Annotated in this window: 17 protein-coding genes, 1 pseudogene and 1 riboswitch; of the genes and pseudogenes, 1 reads left to right on the top strand and 17 read right to left on the bottom strand. The window is 35.2% G+C overall.

What is annotated here, in order from left to right; translation table 11 throughout:
- The 16 genes and pseudogenes from CAT7_RS12565 to dnaE all read right to left on the bottom strand — a co-directional run.
- Positions 1-240 (bottom strand): annotated as a pseudogene (locus CAT7_RS12565) (hypothetical protein); the annotation flags it as partial.
- Positions 241-429: 189 nt separating this feature from the next.
- Entirely contained in the window at positions 430-1,011 is a 582-nt protein-coding gene (locus CAT7_RS10360; RefSeq protein ID WP_007725390.1) for an ECF transporter S component, read from the bottom strand.
- Between the two features lie 136 nt (positions 1,012-1,147).
- A riboswitch (FMN riboswitch) is annotated at positions 1,148-1,271 on the bottom strand.
- 79 nt (positions 1,272-1,350) lie between these two features.
- Positions 1,351-3,147: a sensor histidine kinase gene (locus CAT7_RS10355; RefSeq protein ID WP_007725388.1), complete on the bottom strand. Its 1,797-nt coding sequence runs from the start codon at positions 3,145-3,147 to the stop codon at positions 1,351-1,353.
- A gap of 8 nt (positions 3,148-3,155) precedes the next feature.
- Positions 3,156-3,881: a response regulator transcription factor gene (locus CAT7_RS10350; RefSeq protein ID WP_007725387.1), complete on the bottom strand. Its 726-nt coding sequence runs from the start codon at positions 3,879-3,881 to the stop codon at positions 3,156-3,158.
- A 246-nt stretch (positions 3,882-4,127) separates the two neighbouring features.
- Positions 4,128-4,862, bottom strand: a complete 735-nt coding sequence (locus CAT7_RS10345; RefSeq protein WP_007725385.1) for a pseudouridine synthase — start codon at positions 4,860-4,862, stop codon at positions 4,128-4,130.
- A 25-nt stretch (positions 4,863-4,887) separates the two neighbouring features.
- On the bottom strand, positions 4,888-5,466 hold the full coding sequence (gene scpB / locus CAT7_RS10340) for an SMC-Scp complex subunit ScpB (RefSeq protein ID WP_007725383.1): 579 nt from the start codon (positions 5,464-5,466) through the stop codon (positions 4,888-4,890).
- Position 5,467: 1 nt separating this feature from the next.
- Complete coding sequence (locus tag CAT7_RS10335) at positions 5,468-6,241, bottom strand: segregation/condensation protein A (RefSeq protein ID WP_007725381.1); 774 nt, start codon at positions 6,239-6,241, stop codon at positions 5,468-5,470.
- Positions 6,242-6,640, bottom strand: a complete 399-nt coding sequence (locus CAT7_RS10330; protein WP_007725379.1) for a GNAT family N-acetyltransferase — start codon at positions 6,638-6,640, stop codon at positions 6,242-6,244.
- 61 nt (positions 6,641-6,701) lie between these two features.
- Entirely contained in the window at positions 6,702-8,015 is a 1,314-nt protein-coding gene (gene lysA, locus CAT7_RS10325; protein ID WP_007725377.1) for a diaminopimelate decarboxylase, read from the bottom strand.
- Between the two features lie 226 nt (positions 8,016-8,241).
- Complete coding sequence (locus tag CAT7_RS10320) at positions 8,242-9,060, bottom strand: purine-nucleoside phosphorylase (RefSeq protein WP_197050090.1); 819 nt, start codon at positions 9,058-9,060, stop codon at positions 8,242-8,244.
- 32 nt (positions 9,061-9,092) lie between these two features.
- On the bottom strand, positions 9,093-10,262 hold the full coding sequence (gene deoB / locus CAT7_RS10315) for a phosphopentomutase (RefSeq protein WP_007725373.1): 1,170 nt from the start codon (positions 10,260-10,262) through the stop codon (positions 9,093-9,095).
- 93 nt (positions 10,263-10,355) lie between these two features.
- Positions 10,356-11,246 carry a site-specific tyrosine recombinase XerD gene (gene xerD / locus CAT7_RS10310; RefSeq protein ID WP_007725371.1) on the bottom strand — a complete coding sequence of 297 codons (891 nt, stop codon included), beginning with the start codon at positions 11,244-11,246 and terminating at the stop codon, positions 10,356-10,358.
- A gap of 172 nt (positions 11,247-11,418) precedes the next feature.
- Complete coding sequence (locus CAT7_RS10305) at positions 11,419-12,318, bottom strand: CvfB family protein (protein ID WP_007725369.1); 900 nt, start codon at positions 12,316-12,318, stop codon at positions 11,419-11,421.
- A 231-nt stretch (positions 12,319-12,549) separates the two neighbouring features.
- Positions 12,550-14,307 carry a pyruvate kinase gene (gene pyk, locus CAT7_RS10300; RefSeq protein WP_007725368.1) on the bottom strand — a complete coding sequence of 586 codons (1,758 nt, stop codon included), beginning with the start codon at positions 14,305-14,307 and terminating at the stop codon, positions 12,550-12,552.
- A gap of 60 nt (positions 14,308-14,367) precedes the next feature.
- Positions 14,368-15,330 (bottom strand): 6-phosphofructokinase, encoded by a 963-nt coding sequence (gene pfkA, locus CAT7_RS10295; protein WP_007725367.1) that lies wholly within the window; start codon positions 15,328-15,330, stop codon positions 14,368-14,370.
- A gap of 211 nt (positions 15,331-15,541) precedes the next feature.
- On the bottom strand, positions 15,542-18,880 hold the full coding sequence (dnaE, locus tag CAT7_RS10290) for a DNA polymerase III subunit alpha (protein ID WP_007725366.1): 3,339 nt from the start codon (positions 18,878-18,880) through the stop codon (positions 15,542-15,544).
- A 199-nt stretch (positions 18,881-19,079) separates the two neighbouring features.
- Between dnaE and CAT7_RS10285 the strand changes: the two genes are divergently transcribed.
- Positions 19,080-19,268 carry a YjzD family protein gene (locus CAT7_RS10285; RefSeq protein WP_007725365.1) on the top strand — a complete coding sequence of 63 codons (189 nt, stop codon included), beginning with the start codon at positions 19,080-19,082 and terminating at the stop codon, positions 19,266-19,268.
- 108 nt (positions 19,269-19,376) lie between these two features.
- On the opposite strand, the gene clpB is transcribed toward CAT7_RS10285, so the two are convergent.
- Positions 19,377-21,935, bottom strand: a 2,559-nt coding sequence (gene clpB, locus CAT7_RS10280; protein WP_007725363.1) for an ATP-dependent chaperone ClpB, incomplete at its 5' end; no start/stop codon positions are given.

The following is a 21,935-nucleotide window of genomic DNA, read 5'->3' as shown; positions in this document are numbered from 1 at the left end:
GGCTATTGCTGCTTTTATCCAGCCTTTAGCAATAAAATGATGAATCATCTTATCATACTGTTCACGCTGTAAATGAGGGAATACTGAAAAAAAATTTATAATATGGTATGAATGAGCCTTAAATAGGATAGAGGCTGTTCTTTTTCCAACTAAAATGTGATAAAGCGTTGAAGGTTTGATAGGGTACTTTTTAGAATATAATGAAAGACAAAAATACTGACTGTATAACGATTGTTCCAAAACACTCACCCACATTCTGATTGCATAAAAATAATTAATCGTCGAACAGATCCTTCGTTAAATCTAATATACCAAAAATAATCATTTTTAGGGAATTCTTTTCTAAACTTTAAAAAATATTAATAACATCATTCTAACTCGTACACAAAAAAAAGAAACCGCAAACGATTAATTTGCGGTTTCTTTTTTTTATTTAAAACTAATTTTTGTCATTTGATTGCGTAGTAACCAAGTTTTTAATTTTGCAAATAACATAATAAAAACCGTACTGACTACTGCGCCTTTTATAAGATTAAATGGCACAACACCCATTAAAAGATAATCCTTAATAGGCCCTACACTAAAATTCAATACTCTTAAATACAATGGCAACAAGAAGAAATAATTTACAACGGAAAGAACTACCGTTAAAGATAACGATCCAATCACATTTGCAAAAATAATGTTCTTCGTATCATTGATTTTGGCATTCATAATTAAATAGATCGGCAACGTATACGCAACGGAAGCAATGAAACTTGCCGTATCACCTATTGGATACCCTGCGTCACCGCCCGTTTGAATATAATGGAGCAGTGATCGAATAAATGCGACCATTGTACCTCCAACCGGGCCGTATAAAAACATGCCGATTAAAACAGGAATATCACTAAAATCTACTTTTAGAAATGAAACTCCTGGAATTATTGGAAAACCGAATGAAATCAGAATGGTTGCAAGAGCAGCCAACATGGCGATTCCCACCATTTTTTTCGTGTTACTTTTTTGCATAAAAATCCTCCTAAAAGGATTCATCAGCCTAGGCATTTCTGAATTTATTTAAATAAAAACAATATAAAAATGCTCGTCCTAATTATCTTCAGATAATTAAACAGAGCACTTGAATAATGAAACCTATTCAAATAAACTCCATCTTCTTTATCCAGACTTTACTGTCGGTACTGGAATTAAACCAGTTCAACTAAATAATGCTATTTAGCTCGTGGACTATACCACCGGTCGGGAATTTCACCCTGCCCCTGAAGACGAATCTTTATATTTTTTTTAACACCTTAATTGTATAACATAGTAAAATAAAAATCAACACTTTTCTTACTTTTAATTAGTATATTAATCTAAATAGGGCAAATGAACGATAAATCTCGTCTGTTCATTGATTACACTTTTAACTTCAACAAACCCACCATGCGCTTCTATTATGTTTTTTACGATAGATAATCCGATACCTGTTCCCGTTTTATTCTCTTTCGTTACCATCCGGGATTTATCTGCCTTATAAAAACGATCAAATACATAAGGGACATCTTCTTCTGAAATACCTGTTCCATTGTCGATTACTTCGATAAGAACCTCATCCATGATTTTATCTAGATGCACCCAAATTTCGACTTTTTTATTTTCTTTATTTGTCATACTCGTATGCCTAATAGCATTATTAATTAAATTGACGAATACTTGATTCATTTTATCTTCATCCATATAATAAGATTCTAAATTAGGATCAAGAGTCAGTTTTAATTGAATCGCATTTTTTTCAGACATAGTAGCAAATCGAGTAAAAAGATTTTTGAAAAAATCTTCAAAGTCAACATCCAATTTTATCAAATTAATAAAACCAGCTTCCATCCTAGAACTATCGAGCATTTCATTTACCATCCGATTCATTCTAATGGATTCTTCTCCAATTATTTTTGCCATTTCTTTTTTCTCTTCTTGTGTTTCGGCCACATCGTCTAAGATAGCTTCACTATAACCTTGTATCATAACTAAAGGAGTTCTTAATTCATGTGAAATATTGTTTATAAAATCATTTCTCATGATATCAAGACGTTTCTCTTTGGTTATATTTTGAATAGAAACGAGTACACCACGTACGCTTTCTAAATTTTCATCAAAAAGAGGAATCAAAGTTATATTGTAATAGTAATCATCGATATTATTATCATAACTGACTTTTTCTGGAAATCTTATAACAGAATCAATCCGATATTCTAATACTTCTGGTATAGTTGTTTTTGCTATTTGGCCTGATCGATACAAATGTTGTAAAAACTCATCTCCAAGTGGATTAGACATCAATAACGTTTTATCTTGATTGTAATACAATACTCCCGTAGAAATAGACGTGACAATATTTTCTAATAGTTCTTTTTCTTGTCTAGTTGCGGCACCTGTAACTTCTAATGATTTCCCCATTTTATTCATAGCCAAAGCGAGCTGAGCTAGTTCATCTTTATAATTTGATTGCGCTTGTTTAGAAAAGTCATTTTTAGCATAGTCGTACGCAATATCTCTTAATTGAGTTAATGGTCCGCCTAGCCTATTTTGGAAGTAATAAAACAATAAAATTCCAGTAATGACATATAAAATACCAATGATGGCTGCCCACGTACTCATTCTACTATTTGTATCGTTCAGAAAGGACAAATCTCCATAAACATAAAATCGGCCATTTTTATTATTCATTTTAAAATTCTGGATTTTTAAAATGAATGGCGTATTTTGTTTCCCATCAAACTTAACTTTGTCTATTATTAAAGAATTCCCACTGCTATCTAAGGCATTTTCAATCTTACTGTTAGCTATAATTTTGTTGAGATCATTTAAACTTTCGTCCAAATTAACGTTAGAAGAATAAACAGGTTCCTCATCCTCCATTTTCACCATTAACATCAGCTGAGAATCATAGGCTCTTAACTTATCAATATTTTCCACTACGAATTCTGGATCTGCTTCTAAAATACCGACTAAAGAATGAATCGAATTTTCAAAATCTTTCAAATAATTTTTTTCAATATTTTTTTGATAAATCATTCCATACACTTGAGTCGTCGTAAAAAAACAAATTCCTATAGCCAACATCGTTACCAGCCATGTACGAGTAACTAAACTACTTAGTTTAATCATATTTCGGCCTACTTTTCAGATTCTTCTGGAAAAGAATTGAATTTATATCCAAGACCCCAAACAGTTACGATCATTTTTGCGGCTGGCTCTGAATGTTTCGTTAACTTTTCTCTTAGGCGTTTAATGTGAGTATCCACTGTTCTTAAATCACCAAAAAATTCATATTTCCATACTTCACGCAATAACTGTTCTCTGCCAAAAATTTGATCAGGAGATTGTGCCAAGTATAGTAAAAGATCGTATTCTTTTGGTGTCAGATTAACAGGATTTCCATCTGCTAACACACGATGAGATTGGTCATCTATTTCAAAATGCGGCATTTCAATTAAATCAGGATTTGCTTTTTCCTTTGGTTTACTGCTTTGAGTTCTTTTTAAGATAGCTGATACTCTTAAAACCACTTCTCTAGGACTAAATGGTTTCACAATGTAGTCATCCGCCCCAACTTCAAATCCTTCTATACGGCTCACTTCTTCTCCCTTAGCTGTTAACATCATAATAGGAGTATCTTTAGCTTCTCGTATTTTTCCAGCGACTTCAATTCCATCCATTTTAGGAAGCATCAAGTCTAATAAAATTAAATCGTAGTCATTTTCTAAAGCCATTTTTATTGCGTCTTCACCATTATCGGCTTCAAAGACGACATAATTTTCTCTTTCTAAGTACATTTTTAATAATCTGCGAATTCGATCTTCATCATCTACTACTAGTAGATTTATTGCTTCATTTTCCATTTATTTACACCCCATCAATTTACGTTAAACTTTACTTACCATTTGTCTAGTCTTAGTATACACAACATTTGTCACAAGTTTCAACTAATTCAAATGATTCTGACTTTAAAATATGAAACGTTCTCAAAATAAGCTTTTAGCACGACTTAACTTAACTAATTTATCTATACTTTAAAACATAAGTTATTTTTTTCAAAACAAAAAAGCTTGGACTCGTTTTACTTCCAAACTTTTTGCACTTCAGTTTTATTTAGTTGTTTCTTCTTGTATTGCTGAATTACGCAATTGATAAATTTCAAACGTTTTTAATTCACGCCATTCACCTGTTTGCAACCCATCTAAATTCAATGTACCATAAGACTCTCTTTTCAACTTCTCAACAGGATGTCCAATCGCTTGAAACATATTCTTTACTTGTCGATTGCGTCCCTCATGAATGGTCAATTCTACCATCGTGATATCTTTAGCTCGATCTGCTGAAAGTATTTTCGCTTTAGCTGGTGCAGTCTTTTTACCTTCAACAACGACACCTTTTTCAAGTTTATTTAACGCTTTTCTGTCTACTAAACCTTTTACTTTAGCAACATACGTTTTGTTAATTTGATACTTAGGGTGCATCAACAATTGAGAAAGCTCTCCATCATTTGTTAACATTAATGCTCCTGTTGTATCATAGTCTAAGCGCCCAACTGGATAAATCCGTTGTTCGATATTCGGAAATAAATCCGTTACAACAGGTCTTCCTTTATCATCTGAAACGGCTGTGATCATATTACGAGGTTTATTCAATAAGAAATAAACGGGTTCTTCTCTATAAATTGGCACTCCATCAACTTCAACTACATCAGAATTTCCAATTTGAATACCCATTTCTTTAACAACTTTTCCATTTACTTTAACATGCCCTTTAGATATTAATTCTTCTGATTTACGTCGTGAAGCTACCCCTGCATGAGCTAAAACTTTCTGTAATCTTTCCATAATTTCTCCTTAATAAAATCTATTTTTATTCATTATCAAATTGTTGATTAAAACGTTCAAAAAATAAATCGGACTCTTTTTCATTATTTTCTGTTTCTAATTCTGTTATTTTAGGTAATTCTTTTAAATCTTTAAGTCCAAAATAATCCATAAAATACTCTGATGTTCCATATAAAATAGCTCTTCCAGGACCATCTACTCGTCCTTTTGGTTCAATAAGTCCTCTGAGCGTTAGTTTTTGTAGTGCTCCACTTGTTTGAACACCGCGTATCTCATCGATTTCCATACGCGTCAATGGCTGCTTGTAAGCAATAATAGCAAGTGTTTCTAGTGCCGCTTGCGAAAGATTGGTCGTCAAAGGTGAAATAGCGTATTTTTTTATGACATCAGCATACTCTTTTTTTGTAGCCAATTGATAAAGATTTCCTACTTCAAGAAGCATTAACCCTCTGGCCGTTGAAGCTTCATATTCTTTTTGGAGGCGCATAAGGAATTGATATGCCTGTTGTGTCGAACACTCTAGCATTGTAGAGATTTCTTCTAAAGACATTCCTTCATCTCCAGCTACAAAAAGAAGTGCTTCAATTGCTGCTAATTCATCCATACTACTCATCACCTGTTTCTTTTGATTCTGATGGATAGACAATAATATCTCCATACGTAATTTCTTGCTGAATAAAGACATCTTTCTCTTTTATTAATTCAAGCAAAGCCATAAACGTTGTTACCATCTCATTTTTTGTAGGAATATCAAATAGCCGAGTAAACAAAACACCTTGGTTTGCCTTAGCACTTTTTAATTTCCCCATAATAAAATCCATTTTTTCGTTGATTGTTGTTTCTTCTGCTCTAATCGTTGTTTGTAGTGGAATTTTCTTCAGCTTTTTATTAAACATATCTTGAAAAGCTGCAACCAAATCAAACGTACTAATTTGAAGCGGCTCCATTGGAACTTTCTCCTGTAACGATTCTAGGTTCGTCGGTTCTTTTGAAAAATATTGGCTGCGTTCTTCTTCTTTTACTTTTAATAAAGCTGCTGCTGATTTGTATTTACGGTATTCCAATAGTTGCTCTACTAAAGCATCTCTAGGGTCTTCACCAGACTCAAAAAAAACTTCATCTTCTGAATCAGCAGTCATTTCTTGTTTAGGTAAAAGTAATTTGCTTTTTATAGCCATTAAAGTGGCTGCCATAACTAAGTAATCACCTGCAACATCTAATTGCAAGACTTTCATAGCTCGAATATAATTTAGATATTGCGCTGTAACTTCAGCAATAGGAATATCATAAATATCAATTTCTAAATGTTTAATCAATTGCAGCAATAAATCTAGCGGCCCTTCAAAAGCATCAATTTTTATATTTATATCAGATGACATTTAATCCTCGCCTTTTTCATCAGCTTCTAAACTATGCTGCTCATACTTTTTATTTTCCCATTTAGCAATCAAAGAAGCTGTTTCCAATGTTCCCATTATCTTTTTTTGTGGAAATTGGCGTTCTAGCGCGGCTAAAATTTTATAACTGATCCCTTCATTTCTAAATGAGGGATTAATTGAGATATGTCTTAACAATATCATATCGTTTCCAATTTCTACGCCTATTACACCTATGATATCCTGGGTATCTTCACTTTTCCATAAATAAAGCTTATGGTCTTCCTTGCTTTGATACCAATCCATTTCATCTTGTAAACGTGAAACGTCTTTCAAGTCTGGAACAAAGGAAAGCAAACCCATTGAAATTTTTTCATAATCATTTTTGTAATCGAGTAACATAATTTCCTCCTAGCGCTTTAAGTTTGCAATCGCTCAATGTTGGCGCATATCTTATTTAAAATTAATAAAGAGAGCATTCTAACCGCATCAAGTCTGCATAACTTTCTCGCTTAATAGCCAAAAAATCTTTTCCATTTTCAACAAATACAACTGGCGGTCGTGGAATGCGGTTGTAGTTACTAGCCATGGCATAACCATAAGCACCAGTACTAAAAACAGCTAAAATATCTTTATCATCTGCTTTTGGCAGTGGCAAATCCCAAATTAACATATCACCAGATTCACAGCATTTTCCAGCTATAGAATACGTTTCTTCAACTTTGTCTTCAACTCTATTTGCTAAAACACCCGTATATTTTGCATCATATAAAGCGGGTCTAATATTGTCCGTCATTCCGCCATCAATGGCCAAATAATTCCGAACATCTGGTATAACTTTTTGCGAACCAACTTGATACAGTGTAATACCAGCATCTCCAACCAAGCTACGTCCTGGTTCAATCCAAATTTCAGGCATCGGCAATTGAACTTTAGCCGAAACACTTTGAACTTCATCAATCAAATTATTCACATAATCCTCGATTGGTAAAGGTTCATCTTCAGCAGTATACCGAATACCAAAACCTCCACCAACGTTTAAGACACGCAAATGAAAACCGAACAATTCTTGCCATTCTTTAGACTGAATCAATAATTTATCAATCGCTAGACTAAAACCAGTTGTTTCAAAAATCTGTGAACCAATATGGCAATGTAAGCCCATAACATCGATATAAGGCATTTCTAAAGCAAGCTCCAAGGCTTGCTGCGCTTGTCCATTATCTAGATCAAATCCAAATTTGGAATCGGTCTGCCCAGTAGTGATGTATTCATGAGTGTGCGCTTCAACTCCGGGAGTCACCCTAAGTAGAATAGCCATTTTTTGTTTACGTTGTGCTGTATACTCATTCAGTTTTTTCAATTCATAGAAATTATCGACTACAAAACAGCCAATATCGTAATCAAGTGCTGCAACAATTTCTGCATCCGATTTATTATTTCCATGAAAATGTATTTTCTTGCTTGGGTAATTGGATTGGATAGCTGTATATAGTTCTCCACCAGAAACAACATCTAAAGACAGTTCTTCCTTAGCCATTAATTGATAAATAGCTAAACAAGAAAAAGCTTTGCTTGCATAAGCAACTTGAGCTTTGATATTTCTATCTAGAAAGGCTTTTTTGAACGTTCTAGCTTTGTATTTAATCTGAGAAACATCATAAACATAAAGAGGCGTTCCATATTTTTCAACCAATGAGACAGTATCTACGTCTCCAATTTCTAAATGGTTGGCTTCATTTATCTTCATTGTTCCAGTTAATAATCTTTCATCCATCGATCAACTATCCTCATTTCAAGTTCGCTTGTTTTTTGCTTTACTTACTTTAACACAAAAACATGCTTTTCTCAATGCGAGCATATAGCTTAAATACAAGACAACAGACTTCTTTAAACATTAGTTAGTTTCAACTTGCAACGAATCTAGAAATAAAAGAGAAACTGTTTAAAAGTCTGGCTAATAAACCATAACTTTTTCACAGTTTCTCTTTAGTATTGATTGATTATATTTCTGAAAGAATGTTTTTTACAAAAGATTTAAATGTATGCTTAACGCGTTGTGTTGTTTCTACAACTTCTTCATGATTTAAATTAGCTTGCATACCTGCTGCTAAATTGGTAATACATGAAATACCGATTACTCTCATACTTGCGTGTTTAGCTACAATAACTTCAGGAACTGTTGACATTCCAACTGCATCAGCACCAAACAAACGAGTCATTTTTATTTCAGCAGGTGTTTCATAAGTTGGTCCAGAAAAACCAATATATACACCCTCTTTTAGGTCGATGTCCATCTTTTTAGCTACCGAACGCACAATCTCTTGGTAAGCTGGGTCATAAGCATGGCTCATGTCTGTAAAACGTGGACCCATTGAGGCATCATTAGGTCCAATCAAAGGATTGGTTCCTGTATAATTGATTTGGTCTGTAATCATCATTAATTCACCTGGAGTGAAATCAGTATTGATTCCACCAGCTGCATTTGTAACGATTAATGAATGAATACCAAGAGCTTTCATTACGCGTACTGGGAACGTTACTTCTTCTAAAGAATACCCTTCATAAAAATGAAAACGCCCTTGCATAGCTAAGACTTTTTTGCCACCTAGTGTACCATAAACCAATTGTCCTGCATGACCTTCTACCGTTGAAACTGGGAAATGAGGAATTTTACTGTACGAAATAGCAATTGGATTTTCAACTTCGTCCCCTAATTCGCCTAGACCTGATCCTAAAATTAAACCAACTTCAATATCTTGAACGCCGTTTTCTAAAATGTAACTTTTTGCTTCTTCAATTTTTTTGGAAAGTGCTGTAATCATATTTGTCCTCCAGTAGTTCATACTTTTTTTTACTTTAATTTGTCTAAGAAACTTTCGCCAAAGCCAGTATCTTGAACACCAAAGTTTGCTGCAATAGTAGCTCCGATATCTGCGAAATGTCCTTGAGCTATTTCGCCTTGACCCTTCATTGATGGAGAATAAGCAAGTAAAGGAACGTATTCTCTTGTATGATCTGTTCCAGGAGCTATTGGGTCATTTCCGTGGTCAGCCGTGATTAATAATAAGTCATCTTCTCTTAGCTTTCCAACAATTTCTTCAATTCGCGCATCGAATTCATCTATCGCTTTACCGTAACCCACGACATCGCGGCGGTGGCCAAATTTCGCATCAAAATCAACAAGATTTAAGAAGCTGATTCCTTCAAAATCTTTGTCCATAACGGTTAATAACTTGTCTACGCCATCCATGTTGTCTTCTGTACGTACGGATTCAGTGATTCCTTCTCCGTTATAAATATCATTAATTTTACCAATTGCAATGACTTCTTTGCCGCCTTCGCTTAGGTAATTTAATACCGTTTTACCAAATGGATTCAAAGCATAATCATGTCGACCACTTGTTCTTGTGAAATTACCTGGTTCACCCACATATGGACGAGCAATGATTCTACCAATCATATACGGATCGTCTTTCGTAATATCTCTTACAAATTGACAGATACGGTACAATTCATCCAACGGAATCACATCTTCATGAGCCGCAATTTGCAATACAGGGTCTGCTGAAGTATAAATAATCAAATCGCCCGTTTCTAATTGATGTTTTCCGTATTCATCAAGAATGGCTGTTCCACTAGCCGGTTTGTTTCCCACAATTTTACGACCAGAAAAGTCTTCAATTTGTTTTAATAATTCAGCTGGAAATCCATCAGGAAAAACACGGAACGGAGTTTGAATATTCAAACCCATGATTTCCCAGTGCCCAGTCATTGTATCTTTACCTACAGATATTTCTTCAAGTTTTGTATAGTAACCTAAGTTGTCTGTAACGCTGTTAACACCTTTTAAAGGTTTAATATTTCCCAAACCTAATTGTTCTAGATGAGGTATTGTCAGTCCTGCTTCTTGAGCAATATGACCTAATGTATCGCTTCCTAAATCATTAAACTTATCAGCATCTGGTGCTTCACCGATACCAACTGAATCCATAACTATTAAATGCACTCTTTTATATGACATTTGTTATCCATCCTCCTAATTATAGGTTGCTACCTTCTCATTATAGTAAAAATCACACGATAAAGCGAGTAAAACTCTGCATCCTTTTTATTTTTAAGCCCTGGGATGATAGGTTTTGTAAACGCTTGACATTCTTTGCTTCGTAATATGCGTATATATCTGAGTTGTGGAGATATCTGAATGGCCTAACAACTCTTGTACTACTCTTAAATCTGCCCCATTTTCTAGCAAATGCGTAGCAAATGAGTGCCGTAAAGTATGAGGTGTCACTTCTTTTTCTATGCCAGCTTTTTTTACCAAAATTTTTAAATTTTTCCAAACACCTTGTCTGGTCAATTTCCGACCATGATGGTTAAGAAATAAATACGGTGACCGGTGACCTTCTTTTTCTAGTTTTGACCGGCTATACCGCCGATATTTTTCAATCCATTCGATAGCCATATCGCCTAAAGGCAGGATTCTTTCTTTATCACCTTTACCGATTGTTTGGATAAGTCCAAGAGATAAGTGTAGATCATTTAGTTTTAATTCTGTTAATTCAGAAACCCGTAACCCGGTTGCATAGAGCACTTCTAACATTGCTCGATCTCTCAGCCCTAATGTTTCACCTGTATTCGGCGTTTCAATTAAACGATCCACTTCTTTAATAGACAGTACTTTTGGCAATTTTTGAGCCTTCTTCGGTGTATCAATGTGTAACATTGGGTCAGTCAGAGAGAGCTGTTCTTGTTTTAAAAATTGATGAAATTGCCTCAAACAAGAAATCATTCGAATAATCGTCCCAGCAGATTTTTGGTTTTCTTTTAACTTTTGTAAAAAAGAGAGCACAACATACCGATCGATTTGTACCCATTCAGTTAGCTTATTTTCTTCAATAAAAGTAAGGTATTGGCTAATATCCCTTTTATAACTTTCAATTGTATTTTTTGAAAGACCTCGTTCAATTGTAAGAAAACGAAGGTACTCTTCTACGTCTTCATTCATGTTCTTTCACCTCTGTTTAAATAAAAAAAAGAAAGCAAGAACACATTGTGAACTGCCTTCTTTTAATTTAGCTCTTGGTCAAATAGTGGAAATATTTCTAAAATACTTTCGGAATAGATAAATTGGCTTGTAAGAACCCTATTACCTTCTTAAGAGGAAAGTCTTAAGTTCTTTATTCTTCTTCGCCATCAATATCAATTTCAACTTCCGTTGGCATATTTACAAGTTTTGTTTCGCCATCCTCTTGCACGATTAAACGTTGTTTCATTAAATTACCGATAGCTCGTTTAAATTGCCCTTTGCTAATGCCAAAGCGGTCAGCAATATCATCTGGCGAACTTTTATCTGTATACGGGAAACTACCTGTTTTAGTGCGTTCTAATATAGCCATCAACATTGCAGCATCGTCGCCAATTGCTTCATAAGCACGAGGCATTAAAGAGATATTTATCACTCCATCTGGTCTAACACCTATAACACGTCCAGACACAACTTCACCTAAACGTGGTTCATCTTTGCGTTCTGAAGGATGGATAAAACCAATTTGATTGTCTTCCGTCAAAATAAACGTTCCAATAACTTTTAGACGGTACGCTGTTCCTTTTATGTTTTGATTGATTAATTCTTCTGTTCCTTTTTTTGCTAGCGATTGATAGACTTCGTCAGTAGCTAGTTCTCCCCACATACGATCTTTATCATCTACTCTTATTGTGATCAATAAACGATCGCCTCTTTTAGGCCACAATTGTTTAATGGTAGGCAGTTCATCAAGTGACACAACCAATTCTTTATCAGGCAGGCCAACATCTACAAACACGCCAAGGTCTTTACGTGTATCAATAACGGTACCCCATGCATAATAACCTACTCGTACTTCAGGAATTTTTTGAGTTAACATAAAGTCTTTATCCATCGAAATATAAGCAAATCCTTCTACTGTATCTCCTAGTTTGTATTCCATTCCTTCAGTCTTATCTAATTTATAGGTTACGCCATCTTTTTGTACAAAAAATGCGTCCTCATTTACATCTGTAACAAGTCCTATAATAATTTTTCCTAGTGATTGATTCATATTTTTTCCTCCATAAGTTTAGCTCTATTATTTAATAGTGAGTCATTTATCCTTCCATTTCATTTTATACGAAAAAGACTAGAAATGAAAGAATGTTGAAAAGATTCCATATAAGTTTACCATATTTTTATTATGTAAACTAAACTTTAAAATAATTTCAAAAAAAAAACTCCCTATCGGATCCAAAATCAATCCTCAAGAGAGTTTTGTTCATTTAAATTTTAATGGCTATTAGATAGCTGTTGTTGCTCCACGGTAGACGATTCCACGACGTGAGTCAACTGTGATTAATTCATCATTTTTAATAAGAGTTGTAGCATTTTCAACATTCACGATTACAGGAATGCTCATTGCAATTGCAATGACTGCAGCATGACTAGTTAAACCGCCTTGTTCTACTACTATAGCTGATGATTTTTCAATTGCTGGTAAGTAGTCTTTATCTGTTGTTTTCACAACTAAAATTCCACCTTCTACAGCATTTTTGTTTGCTTCTTCAGCACTAGTTGCAACAACTGCTTTACCAATAACAGCATCTGATCCAACACCTTGGCCGCTAGCTAATTTAGTTCCAATTAATTGGATTTTCATTAAGTTAGTTGTTCCACGTTCTCCAACTGGTACACCAGCAGTAATGATAATTAAATCTCCTGCAGTTGCAAATCCAGTTTCTTGAGCAATTTTAGTTGCTAAGTTGAACATATCATCTGTTGAAGCTGGTTTTTCAGCAACAACTGGGTAAGCGCCCCAAGTTAATGCAAGTCCACGCATTTGGCGTTCTGTAAATGTAACAGCAACGATATTTGCTTTTGGACGGTATTTTGCGATCATTCGTGCAGTATGTCCAGATTCAGTAGCTGCAACAATTGTTTGAATATTTAAGTTACGTGCAGTATGTCCTACTGATTGACCAATAGCTTCAGTCATATCTGTTTGGCTGTATGCTTTTAATGCAAATGCATCTTGGTTTACTAAAGCTTCTTCAGTACGTACAGCAATACGTGCCATTGTTTGTACAGCTTCAATTGGGTAATCCCCAGCAGCTGTTTCACCTGAAAGCATGATAGCATCTGTACCATCAAAGATAGCATTCGCTACGTCACTTGCTTCAGCGCGTGTTGGACGTGGGTTTTGTTGCATTGAGTCAAGCATTTGTGTAGCAGTAATAACTGGTTTACCAGCTTGATTACATTTTCTGATAAGAGCTTTTTGAACAATAGGAACTTCCTCTGTAGGAATTTCAACTCCTAAGTCTCCACGAGCAACCATTAAACCATCAGAAACTTTTAAGATTTCGTCAATGTTGTCTACGCCTTCTTGGTTTTCAATTTTAGGAATGATTTGAACATGAGTCATATTTTTTTCTTCTAAAATTTGAGTGATTTCTAATACGTCACTAGCACGACGTACGAAACTTGCTGCAATGTAATCAATATCGTTTTCTAAACCAAAACGAATATCAGCAGCATCTTTATCAGTGATACCTGGCAAGTTTACAGATACGCCTGGTACGTTAACACCTTTTTTGTTTTTCAATGTTCCTGGGTTTTTAACTAAAACAACAATTTCACCATTTGCATGGTCTAATTCTGTTACTTCAAGATCCACTAAACCATCATCTAATAGGATGTGAGTTCCAGGGTTTACATCATTGATTAATTCAGGGTAACTGATTGAGAATTTTTCTTTTGTTCCTTCAACTTCTGTCATTGAGATACGAACAACGTCTCCTGCTTCAAAGTCAACACGACCATCTTTCATGTTGTGTGTACGCATTTCAGGACCTTTTGTATCTAATAGAATAGCAACCATTTTACCAGTGCGTTTTGATGCTTCACGAATGTTTTTGATACGTGCACCATGTTCTTCAAAGTCACCATGTGAAAAGTTTAAACGGGCAACGTTCATACCTGCATCTATCATTTGAACCAGTTGTTCAACTGTTTCGCTTGCTGGACCAATCGTACATACAATTTTAGTTTTTTTCATTCTATATATCTCTCCTAACAGCAATTTTTATTACAATTATTTATAAGTTTGTAATTTCTTTTAATAAGATATTTCTTGATTTAATTTATACAAGCTAACATCAGGCATATGTTTGCCGCTTTTCAGCGTTTCAACAATATCATTTTCAACAATTTTATTGTCTACGATTCCGATACATAATCCGCCTTTACCAACTTTCAATAAATCAACTGCTCTTGCGCCAAAAACACTAGATAAAACACGGTCGCGAGCTGTTGGAGAACCACCACGTTGAACATGTCCTAAGACAGTAACACGTGCTTGATAATCTCCAAATTTTGATAATTCTTCTGCAAAGTCGTTTCCGTTCATTACGCCTTCAGCTAGGATAATAATGCTATGTTTTTTACCGCGTTCACGGCCTTTTTGAATAGTACTAGCAATTTCTTCCATATTAAACTCTGTTTCAGGAATGATAATTTGTTCTGCTCCGCCTGCTACACCAGTCCATAATGCAATATCTCCTGCATTACGACCCATAACTTCAATAATGAAGGTACGCACATGGCTTGTCGCCGTATCGCGAATTTTATCGACAGAATCTAATACCGTATTAATAGCTGTATCAAATCCAATACAGAAATCAGTACCTGGGATATCATTATCAATTGTACCTGGTAATGCTACAGTTGGATAACCGTGTTTTGTTAAGGCAGCAGCTCCCATATAAGAACCATCTCCACCAATAACTACTAAACCTTCAATCCCAAATTTATTTAGTTGTTCAATACCTTTTAATTGACCTTCTTCAGTAGCAAATTCAGGATAACGAGCAGAATATAAGAATGTTCCACCTCTTGAAATCTTATCACCAACATCTCTACGAGTCAACTTACGTATATCCCCAGCTACTAAACCAGCGTAACCATAATTAATGCCATATACTTCCATTCCTTCATAAAGACCTTTACGTACAACAGCTCGAATAGCTGCATTCATTCCTGGAGCATCTCCACCACTTGTCAAAACAGCAATACGTTTCATATTGACTTCACCTCATAAAATAGATTAAAGTAAATAGTTCTTTTAAACAACTTATAACGGCCATTTTCTAAAAACTTTTTTACTCATTACACTTAATTCTAGTATAACAACTCTTTTTTTAACTTACTATCATAAGCTCACCTGTTATTCTACCACTTTTATGCCGTCTTGTCCCTTTAAAAATGGCTTTTCACTAAAAAATCATTTAACTTTAATTAATTTTAAGCACAACGTTTTCTTTTCCAAGCAAATTTTCCAATTCTTCAATTAATTCAGGCGTATCATTAATCCAACTTTCCTCTGCTAAACCAATTTTTTTATTCGTTTGCACATAGTACAACACAACCGGAATGTTCCCTTTAGATTTCATCATTATCTTTTTAATTGCTGCTAATGTTTCATTGTTATTCTGTTCTTCTTGGATTCGAATAAAACATTTTTTATTCGTTTGGCTGCTCATTATTAGCTCAATATCATCCATTTGCTGAACAATGATCTGCGGGATACCTTCGCGTTTTGATTCTACTTTTCCTTCTACATACAAAACCGTTTTATCCGTCAGCAATTCAATAAATTGACGGTATTTTGTAGGGAATAAAGTTAACGAGCAATCTCCTGAAGTATCACTTATCGTCACAAAAGCCATTGGTTCGCCTTTCTTTGTTGTTATCTTGTGAATGTTTTTGATGGAACCAATCACTCTGCTGGTTTTTCCAATGATTAACTCATTGACATAAACAATTTGTTTCCAAGGTCTTACGGAATCATACTTCTCAGTAGGATGGCCCGATAAATACGTCCCTAAAAAAAGTTCTTCATTTTCTAACTTTTCCTCAATGGTTAAATCAGAAGCAAATTCATATTTGGGTTTTAACAATTCAAATAACCCACTATTATTTCCACTCATGTGCACACTTTGAATGATGCCTTCGATTGAAGCTAAAAGTGTTCCTCGAGAGTACTCAAATTGATCAAACGCACCAACATAGATCAAAGGCTTGATGTATTCTGGCTTTAACCACTTCTTATTAAGTCTTTTAAGAAAATCAATTAAATCTTTGTAAGAGCCATCATTTTTCCGATTCGTAACCATATCGTCAATCATATCTCTTCTTAGTCCTTTTATAGAACTGAAACCAAAAAGAATTTGGCCTTTAACTAACGAAAATCCCCCGAAGCTTGCATTAATATCTGGCGAAAGAACCTTGATATTTCTTTTCTTAGCTTCGATAATATAATCTTTCATTTTTGCTGAATTATTTAAAGCCGAGTTTAGTAACGCTACGAAAAAAGCATGAGGATAATGTGCCTTTAAATAAGCCATTTGGTAGGCAATAAACGAATACGCTACTGCATGTGACCGGTTAAAACCATAGTTTGCAAATCGTTCAATGTAATCATAGACTTGTATGGCAACTTCTGGGCTGTACCCTAATTTAGCAGCACCACTAGTAAAATGTTGACGCTCTTTATCAATTACGCTTTTTTGTTTCTTCCCAATTGCTCTGCGTAAAATATCTGCTTGTCCTAGTGTGTAGCCTCCCATTTTTGAAGCTACTTGCATAACTTGTTCTTGATAGACCATTACACCATACGTGACCGACAGAATCTCAGAAAGAGTTTCGTGAGGGTATTCAATGGGCAGTAGCCCTTTCTTTCTTTTGATAAACGTATCGATTTGCTCCATAGGACCTGGACGATACAAGGCATTAACAGCTGCTATATCTTCCATTGAGGTTGGCTCTAGCCTACGCAACACACTTTTAATCCCTGCAGATTCAAATTGAAAAATTCCTACCATATCTCCTTTTCGAAATAATTGTAGTGTTTCTTGATCTTGCATAGGTATGTTTAATAAATTTAATCGCTCGCCGGTCTCTCTTTGGATTAGTTTTAGTGCGTTATCTATAATCGACAAATTTTTCAAACCTAAGAAGTCCATTTTCAACAATCCAATTTCTTCAACATTCCCCATAGGATATTGGGTTAAAAGAATGTCACTTCCGCCCTTTTGTAAAGGAACGTAATGCGTTAAGGGTTTATCACTGATGACTACCCCTGCAGCATGAGTTGAAATGTGACGTGGCAAACCTTCAATTTTTTTGGCTGTTTCAAATAAAAGAGTGTTTTTTTCATTCTCTCCAACCAAATTTCTTAAGTTTACAGATTGTTTAAATGCCTTTTCTAACGTAATGCCCAATACACTTGGAATTGCTTTAGACCAAACGCTCGCTTCAGAAGGGCTTAGACCAAATACGCGCGATACGTCTTTCAAAGCCATCTTAGCAGCTAACGTTCCGAATGTTGCAATTTGAGCCACATGATTCTTGCCATACTTATTTTTAACATATTGCAAGATGTCCTCTCGTCGGTTATCTGGGAAATCCAAATCGATATCTGGCATAGTATAACGTTCTTCGTTTAAAAACCGTTCAAATAACAAATCATATTCGATTGGATCAACATCCGTAATTTCAAGCAAATAAGCCACCAAAGACCCTGCCGCTGATCCCCTACCTGCACCGGTAACAATCTTCACTTTATGAGCATAAGCCATAACATCCCATACAATTAAGAAGTAGTCTTCAAATCCCATTTTTCCAATGACAGTTAATTCATATTCTAAGCGATCAGTATAACGTTTATCCGGTTCGGATACTCTTTTTTCTAAACCAACCAGACATTGTTCCTTTAAGAATTCCGTTGTCGTTTTTTCAGTTGGCAAAGGAAACTTCGGCAATAATTGTTGATTCAACGCTATTTCTACATCAATCATATTTGCTATGTCATTGGTTCGCTGAGCAGCCTCTTTTAAACCATTGTCTATGAATCGTTTTTCAGCTTGGCTACTTTCAGGTAAATAGTACTCGCCAATTACTGCTGCATGTTGCGTTTCAAGGACTTCGCCTTTATTAATTGCTCTCAAAACGCGGGTGCTAAAGTCATCTGTCGCATCAATATAGCGAACATCTTGTAGAGCAACAGGTAAAGTTCCTGTCTCCTTCGCTAGTTCAGTCAATGCATCCTTAATCGGTAGGAGATTTTGATGGAGTTGAACGCCCAAATAAAATTGACGTTCTGGAAATAGTGCTTGCCATTTTTCTACGACAGCTGCTGCAGCTTTTTTTTCATTTTGGAGTAAAAAATGTTCAACTTCTCCTTTTTCTCCAGGTGTCACTGCAATTAAATTTCGACTATGTTCTTTGATCTGATCAATGGTCAATCGTTCAGTTTCAGCTAAAAGCATTTTTTCACTTGAAAGAGTCAATAGACTTTCATATCCTGCAGCATTTTTAGCTAGCAATAGGATTGAATGATTTTCGTCTGTCTTTATAATACCGCCTACATCCAACGTTAAGCCTAAAAGCGGTTTAATGTGATGTTTTTTACACATCTTATAAAAATCGACTATCCCATATAAAATATTATAATCGGTCAAAGCTATTGCTTTATAGCCTCTTTCTTTAGCTTTAAGCACTAATGCTTCAATTGTAACCGTACTTTGTAATAAACTATAAGAACTAATAACTTGTAATTGTACAAATGACATTTTTGTCACTCCATTCTGACTCACTAGTTACCATTATACCCTTCTAAGATTCGTATACGCAAACCTTCTAAGCGAACTTTTCATTCTTGTCACATCATGCTAATTAGAGCACTTTCAAAAAAAACATTCTATAGAGTTTTACTTTACAAACTTTTTGAAAGTGATAAAATGAACTTGTAAAAGAAGAGAGGTTAAACTTATGAAATATTTAGTCACATTATTTTGGGGATTTTTTATTGGACAAGCTGTTAATTATATTGGAAGTTCATTATCAGGCAGCTCATATGACTTCATTACTGCATCAGGTATTGGTTTATTTATCGGTGTGATGGTTATTTTAATTGCCAAAATTCTTCCAGATCAAAAACATGAGCACGCAACTAAGTAAATCGAACGAAACAAAAAAAAGACATTCAGTTGAATGTCTTTTTTTTGTTTCGTTCAGCACATATAGTGGTTATCGCTAATAAAAATCTCTTATAATCTAAATGAATTTTTAGTTATCTATCATCACCGTCTCATAAGACAGTTGATCCTCTTTTAAGGTAATCGTGACTTTAGATTTTGGCGGAATTTCTCCAGAGATAATCCCTTTAGCTAAAGGCGTCTCTACCTCTTTAGTGATAAATCTCTTCAACGGTCTCGCACCATACATAGGATCATACGCTTTTTCCGCTATCCATATTTGTGCTTCTTCAGAAATTGTCAGTTCAATTTCTTGTTCTGCTAAACGTTCAGACAAGTTGTGTACTAACTTGAGAACAATTTTCTTAACAACTTGTATGCTAAGTGGCGCAAATAAAATCGTATCATCGATTCGATTTAAGAACTCTGGTTTAAAGGATGTTTTTAACAATGACATCACAAGTTCTTTGGTCGCTTCTTTTATTTGTCCATGTTCATCTGTCCCTTCCAACAGTAGATCAGAACCAATGTTACTTGTCATGATTAAAACGGTATTTTTAAAGTCGACCATTCGGCCTTTAGAATCGGTTAAGCGTCCATCATCTAATACTTGCAATAAAATATTAAACACATCCGGATGAGCTTTTTCAATTTCATCTAACAAGACAATAGTATACGGACTCCTTCTTACCGCTTCGGTCAATTGACCTCCTTCATCATACCCAACATAACCTGGTGGAGCTCCTATCAATCTTGAAACAGTGTGTTTTTCCATATATTCGCTCATATCAATTCGTACCATATGGTCTTGCGAATCAAATAAATTCTCAGCTAACGCTTTAGCCAATTCTGTTTTCCCAACACCTGTAGGCCCTAAAAACAGGAATGAGCCTAGTGGACGATTAGGATCTTGAATACCAGCTCGAGCTCGAATAACCGCATCAGATACACTTTGTACCGCTTCATCTTGACCGACAACACGTTCACTTAATGACGTATCTAAGTGCATCAATTTTTCCCGTTCCCCTTTAACTAATCGACTAACAGGAATACCCGTCATCCGACCAATCACGACAGCGATTTCTTCCTCAGTAACTGATTCTTGTACTAGCCTGATTGAATTGCCTTGGGCAGCTAATTGTTCCTCTTCTAGCCTTTTCAATTCTTTTTCTAAAGCAGGTATTTGTCCATGTCTTAAAACAGCGGCACGCTCTAGGTCATAATTGCTTTCAGCTTCTTCTAACTCATGACGTGCTTTTTCAATTTCAGCACGTTTGTCACGTAATTTAGCAACTTCTTCTTTCTCAGTTTCCCATTTCATTTTCAACTGGTTGGCCTCTTCACGTAGATTAGACAATTCTTCTTGAATAATTTCTAATCTTCGCATGCTAGCATCATCTTTTTCTTTTTTCAACGCTGCTTCTTCGATTTCTAGCTGCATTAAACGACGAGAAACCTGATCCAATTCAGTAGGTCGTGAATTCATCTCAACTCGAATAGTCGCACAAGCTTCATCGATTAAATCAATGGCTTTGTCTGGTAAAAAACGATCAGTAATATAACGGTTGGATAACGTTGCAGCAGCAACGATCGCATTGTCATGGATATTTACGCTATGATGAATCTCAAAACGTTCTTTTAATCCTCTTAAAATACTGATGGTTTCTTCTACAGTTGGCTCATCAACCAATACTTTCTGGAAACGTCTTTCTAACGCTTTATCCGTTTCCATATATTTTCGGTATTCATCGAGTGTCGTTGCACCAATACAATGCAAATCGCCACGGGCTAACATAGGTTTCAATAAATTACCGGCATCCATGCTGCCTTCCGTTTTCCCAGCCCCAACGATTGTATGAATCTCATCGATAAATAAGATAATTTGACCTTCACTTTTTTTCACTTCTTTTAAGACTGCTTTTAGTCGTTCTTCAAATTCACCACGGTATTTAGCTCCTGCAATCAATGCTCCCATATCTAATGAAAAAATTGTTTTTCCTTTTAAATTTTCAGGGACGTCTTTTCGCACAATCCGTTGAGCTAACCCCTCTACTATAGCTGTTTTACCGACACCAGGTTCACCAATCAGCACAGGATTGTTCTTCGTTTTACGAGATAAAATACGAATCACATCACGAATTTCATCATCTCTTCCAATAACCGGATCTTGATCTCCACTTCTGACAGCTTTAACCAAATCGATTCCATATTTTTCAAGTGCTTGATAGGATTCTTCTTGATTTTGTGATGTCACACGATCTCCTCCTCTTATTTTTTCAATTTCAGCTTTTAAGGCTTTTTCAGTTAAACCATTCTTAGTTAAATACTTTGTCAAACTATGATTTTTCAATTTCATAAGCGCTAGCAACACAATTTCAGTTGAAAGAAAATCGTCTTTAAAATCCGTTCTGATTTTATCAGCTTCAGTTAATAAATGATATAGATTTTGACTCATACCCTGTCCGTATTGGACGTTTGAGCCTTCTACAGTTGGATAGTTGTCCAATTCTTTGTCTACAAAAGATTCAAAATCAGCAGTGTCAATCCCTAAAGATTGGTAAAGTCCACGTGCAAAATGGTCAGGTGTCAAAAACATTTTCCATAAATGGAGAAGATCAATTTCTTGATGTTTTCTAGTTGCGGCAACACG

The organism is Carnobacterium sp. AT7, assembly GCF_000171855.1.
Lineage (GTDB): Bacteria > Bacillota > Bacilli > Lactobacillales > Carnobacteriaceae > Carnobacterium_B > Carnobacterium_B jeotgali.
The sequence above is the reverse complement of the archived record's forward strand: the minus strand, read 5'-3'. Positions and strand labels throughout refer to the sequence as shown.

Bases quoted from the DNA above. Each gene is read 5' to 3' on its own strand.
- scpB (WP_007725383.1), bottom strand. From the start codon at position 5,466: ATGGATGAATTAGCAGCAATTGAAGCACTTCTTTTTGTAGCTGGAGAT.
- CAT7_RS10305 (WP_007725369.1), bottom strand. From the start codon at position 12,318: ATGAATCAATCACTAGGAAAAATTATTATAGGACTTGTTACAGATGTA.
- CAT7_RS10360 (WP_007725390.1), bottom strand. From the start codon at position 1,011: ATGCAAAAAAGTAACACGAAAAAAATGGTGGGAATCGCCATGTTGGCT.
- lysA (WP_007725377.1), bottom strand. From the start codon at position 8,015: ATGGATGAAAGATTATTAACTGGAACAATGAAGATAAATGAAGCCAAC.
- dnaE (WP_007725366.1), bottom strand. From the start codon at position 18,880: ATGTCATTTGTACAATTACAAGTTATTAGTTCTTATAGTTTATTACAA.
- pfkA (WP_007725367.1), bottom strand. From the start codon at position 15,330: ATGAAACGTATTGCTGTTTTGACAAGTGGTGGAGATGCTCCAGGAATG.
- CAT7_RS10350 (WP_007725387.1), bottom strand. From the start codon at position 3,881: ATGGAAAATGAAGCAATAAATCTACTAGTAGTAGATGATGAAGATCGA.
- deoB (WP_007725373.1), bottom strand. From the start codon at position 10,262: ATGTCATATAAAAGAGTGCATTTAATAGTTATGGATTCAGTTGGTATC.
- pyk (WP_007725368.1), bottom strand. From the start codon at position 14,307: ATGAAAAAAACTAAAATTGTATGTACGATTGGTCCAGCAAGCGAAACA.
- CAT7_RS10335 (WP_007725381.1), bottom strand. From the start codon at position 6,241: ATGTCATCTGATATAAATATAAAAATTGATGCTTTTGAAGGGCCGCTA.
- CAT7_RS10330 (WP_007725379.1), bottom strand. From the start codon at position 6,640: ATGTTACTCGATTACAAAAATGATTATGAAAAAATTTCAATGGGTTTG.
- CAT7_RS10345 (WP_007725385.1), bottom strand. From the start codon at position 4,862: ATGGAAAGATTACAGAAAGTTTTAGCTCATGCAGGGGTAGCTTCACGA.
- CAT7_RS10355 (WP_007725388.1), bottom strand. From the start codon at position 3,147: ATGATTAAACTAAGTAGTTTAGTTACTCGTACATGGCTGGTAACGATG.
- xerD (WP_007725371.1), bottom strand. From the start codon at position 11,246: ATGAATGAAGACGTAGAAGAGTACCTTCGTTTTCTTACAATTGAACGA.
- CAT7_RS10285 (WP_007725365.1), top strand. From the start codon at position 19,080: ATGAAATATTTAGTCACATTATTTTGGGGATTTTTTATTGGACAAGCT.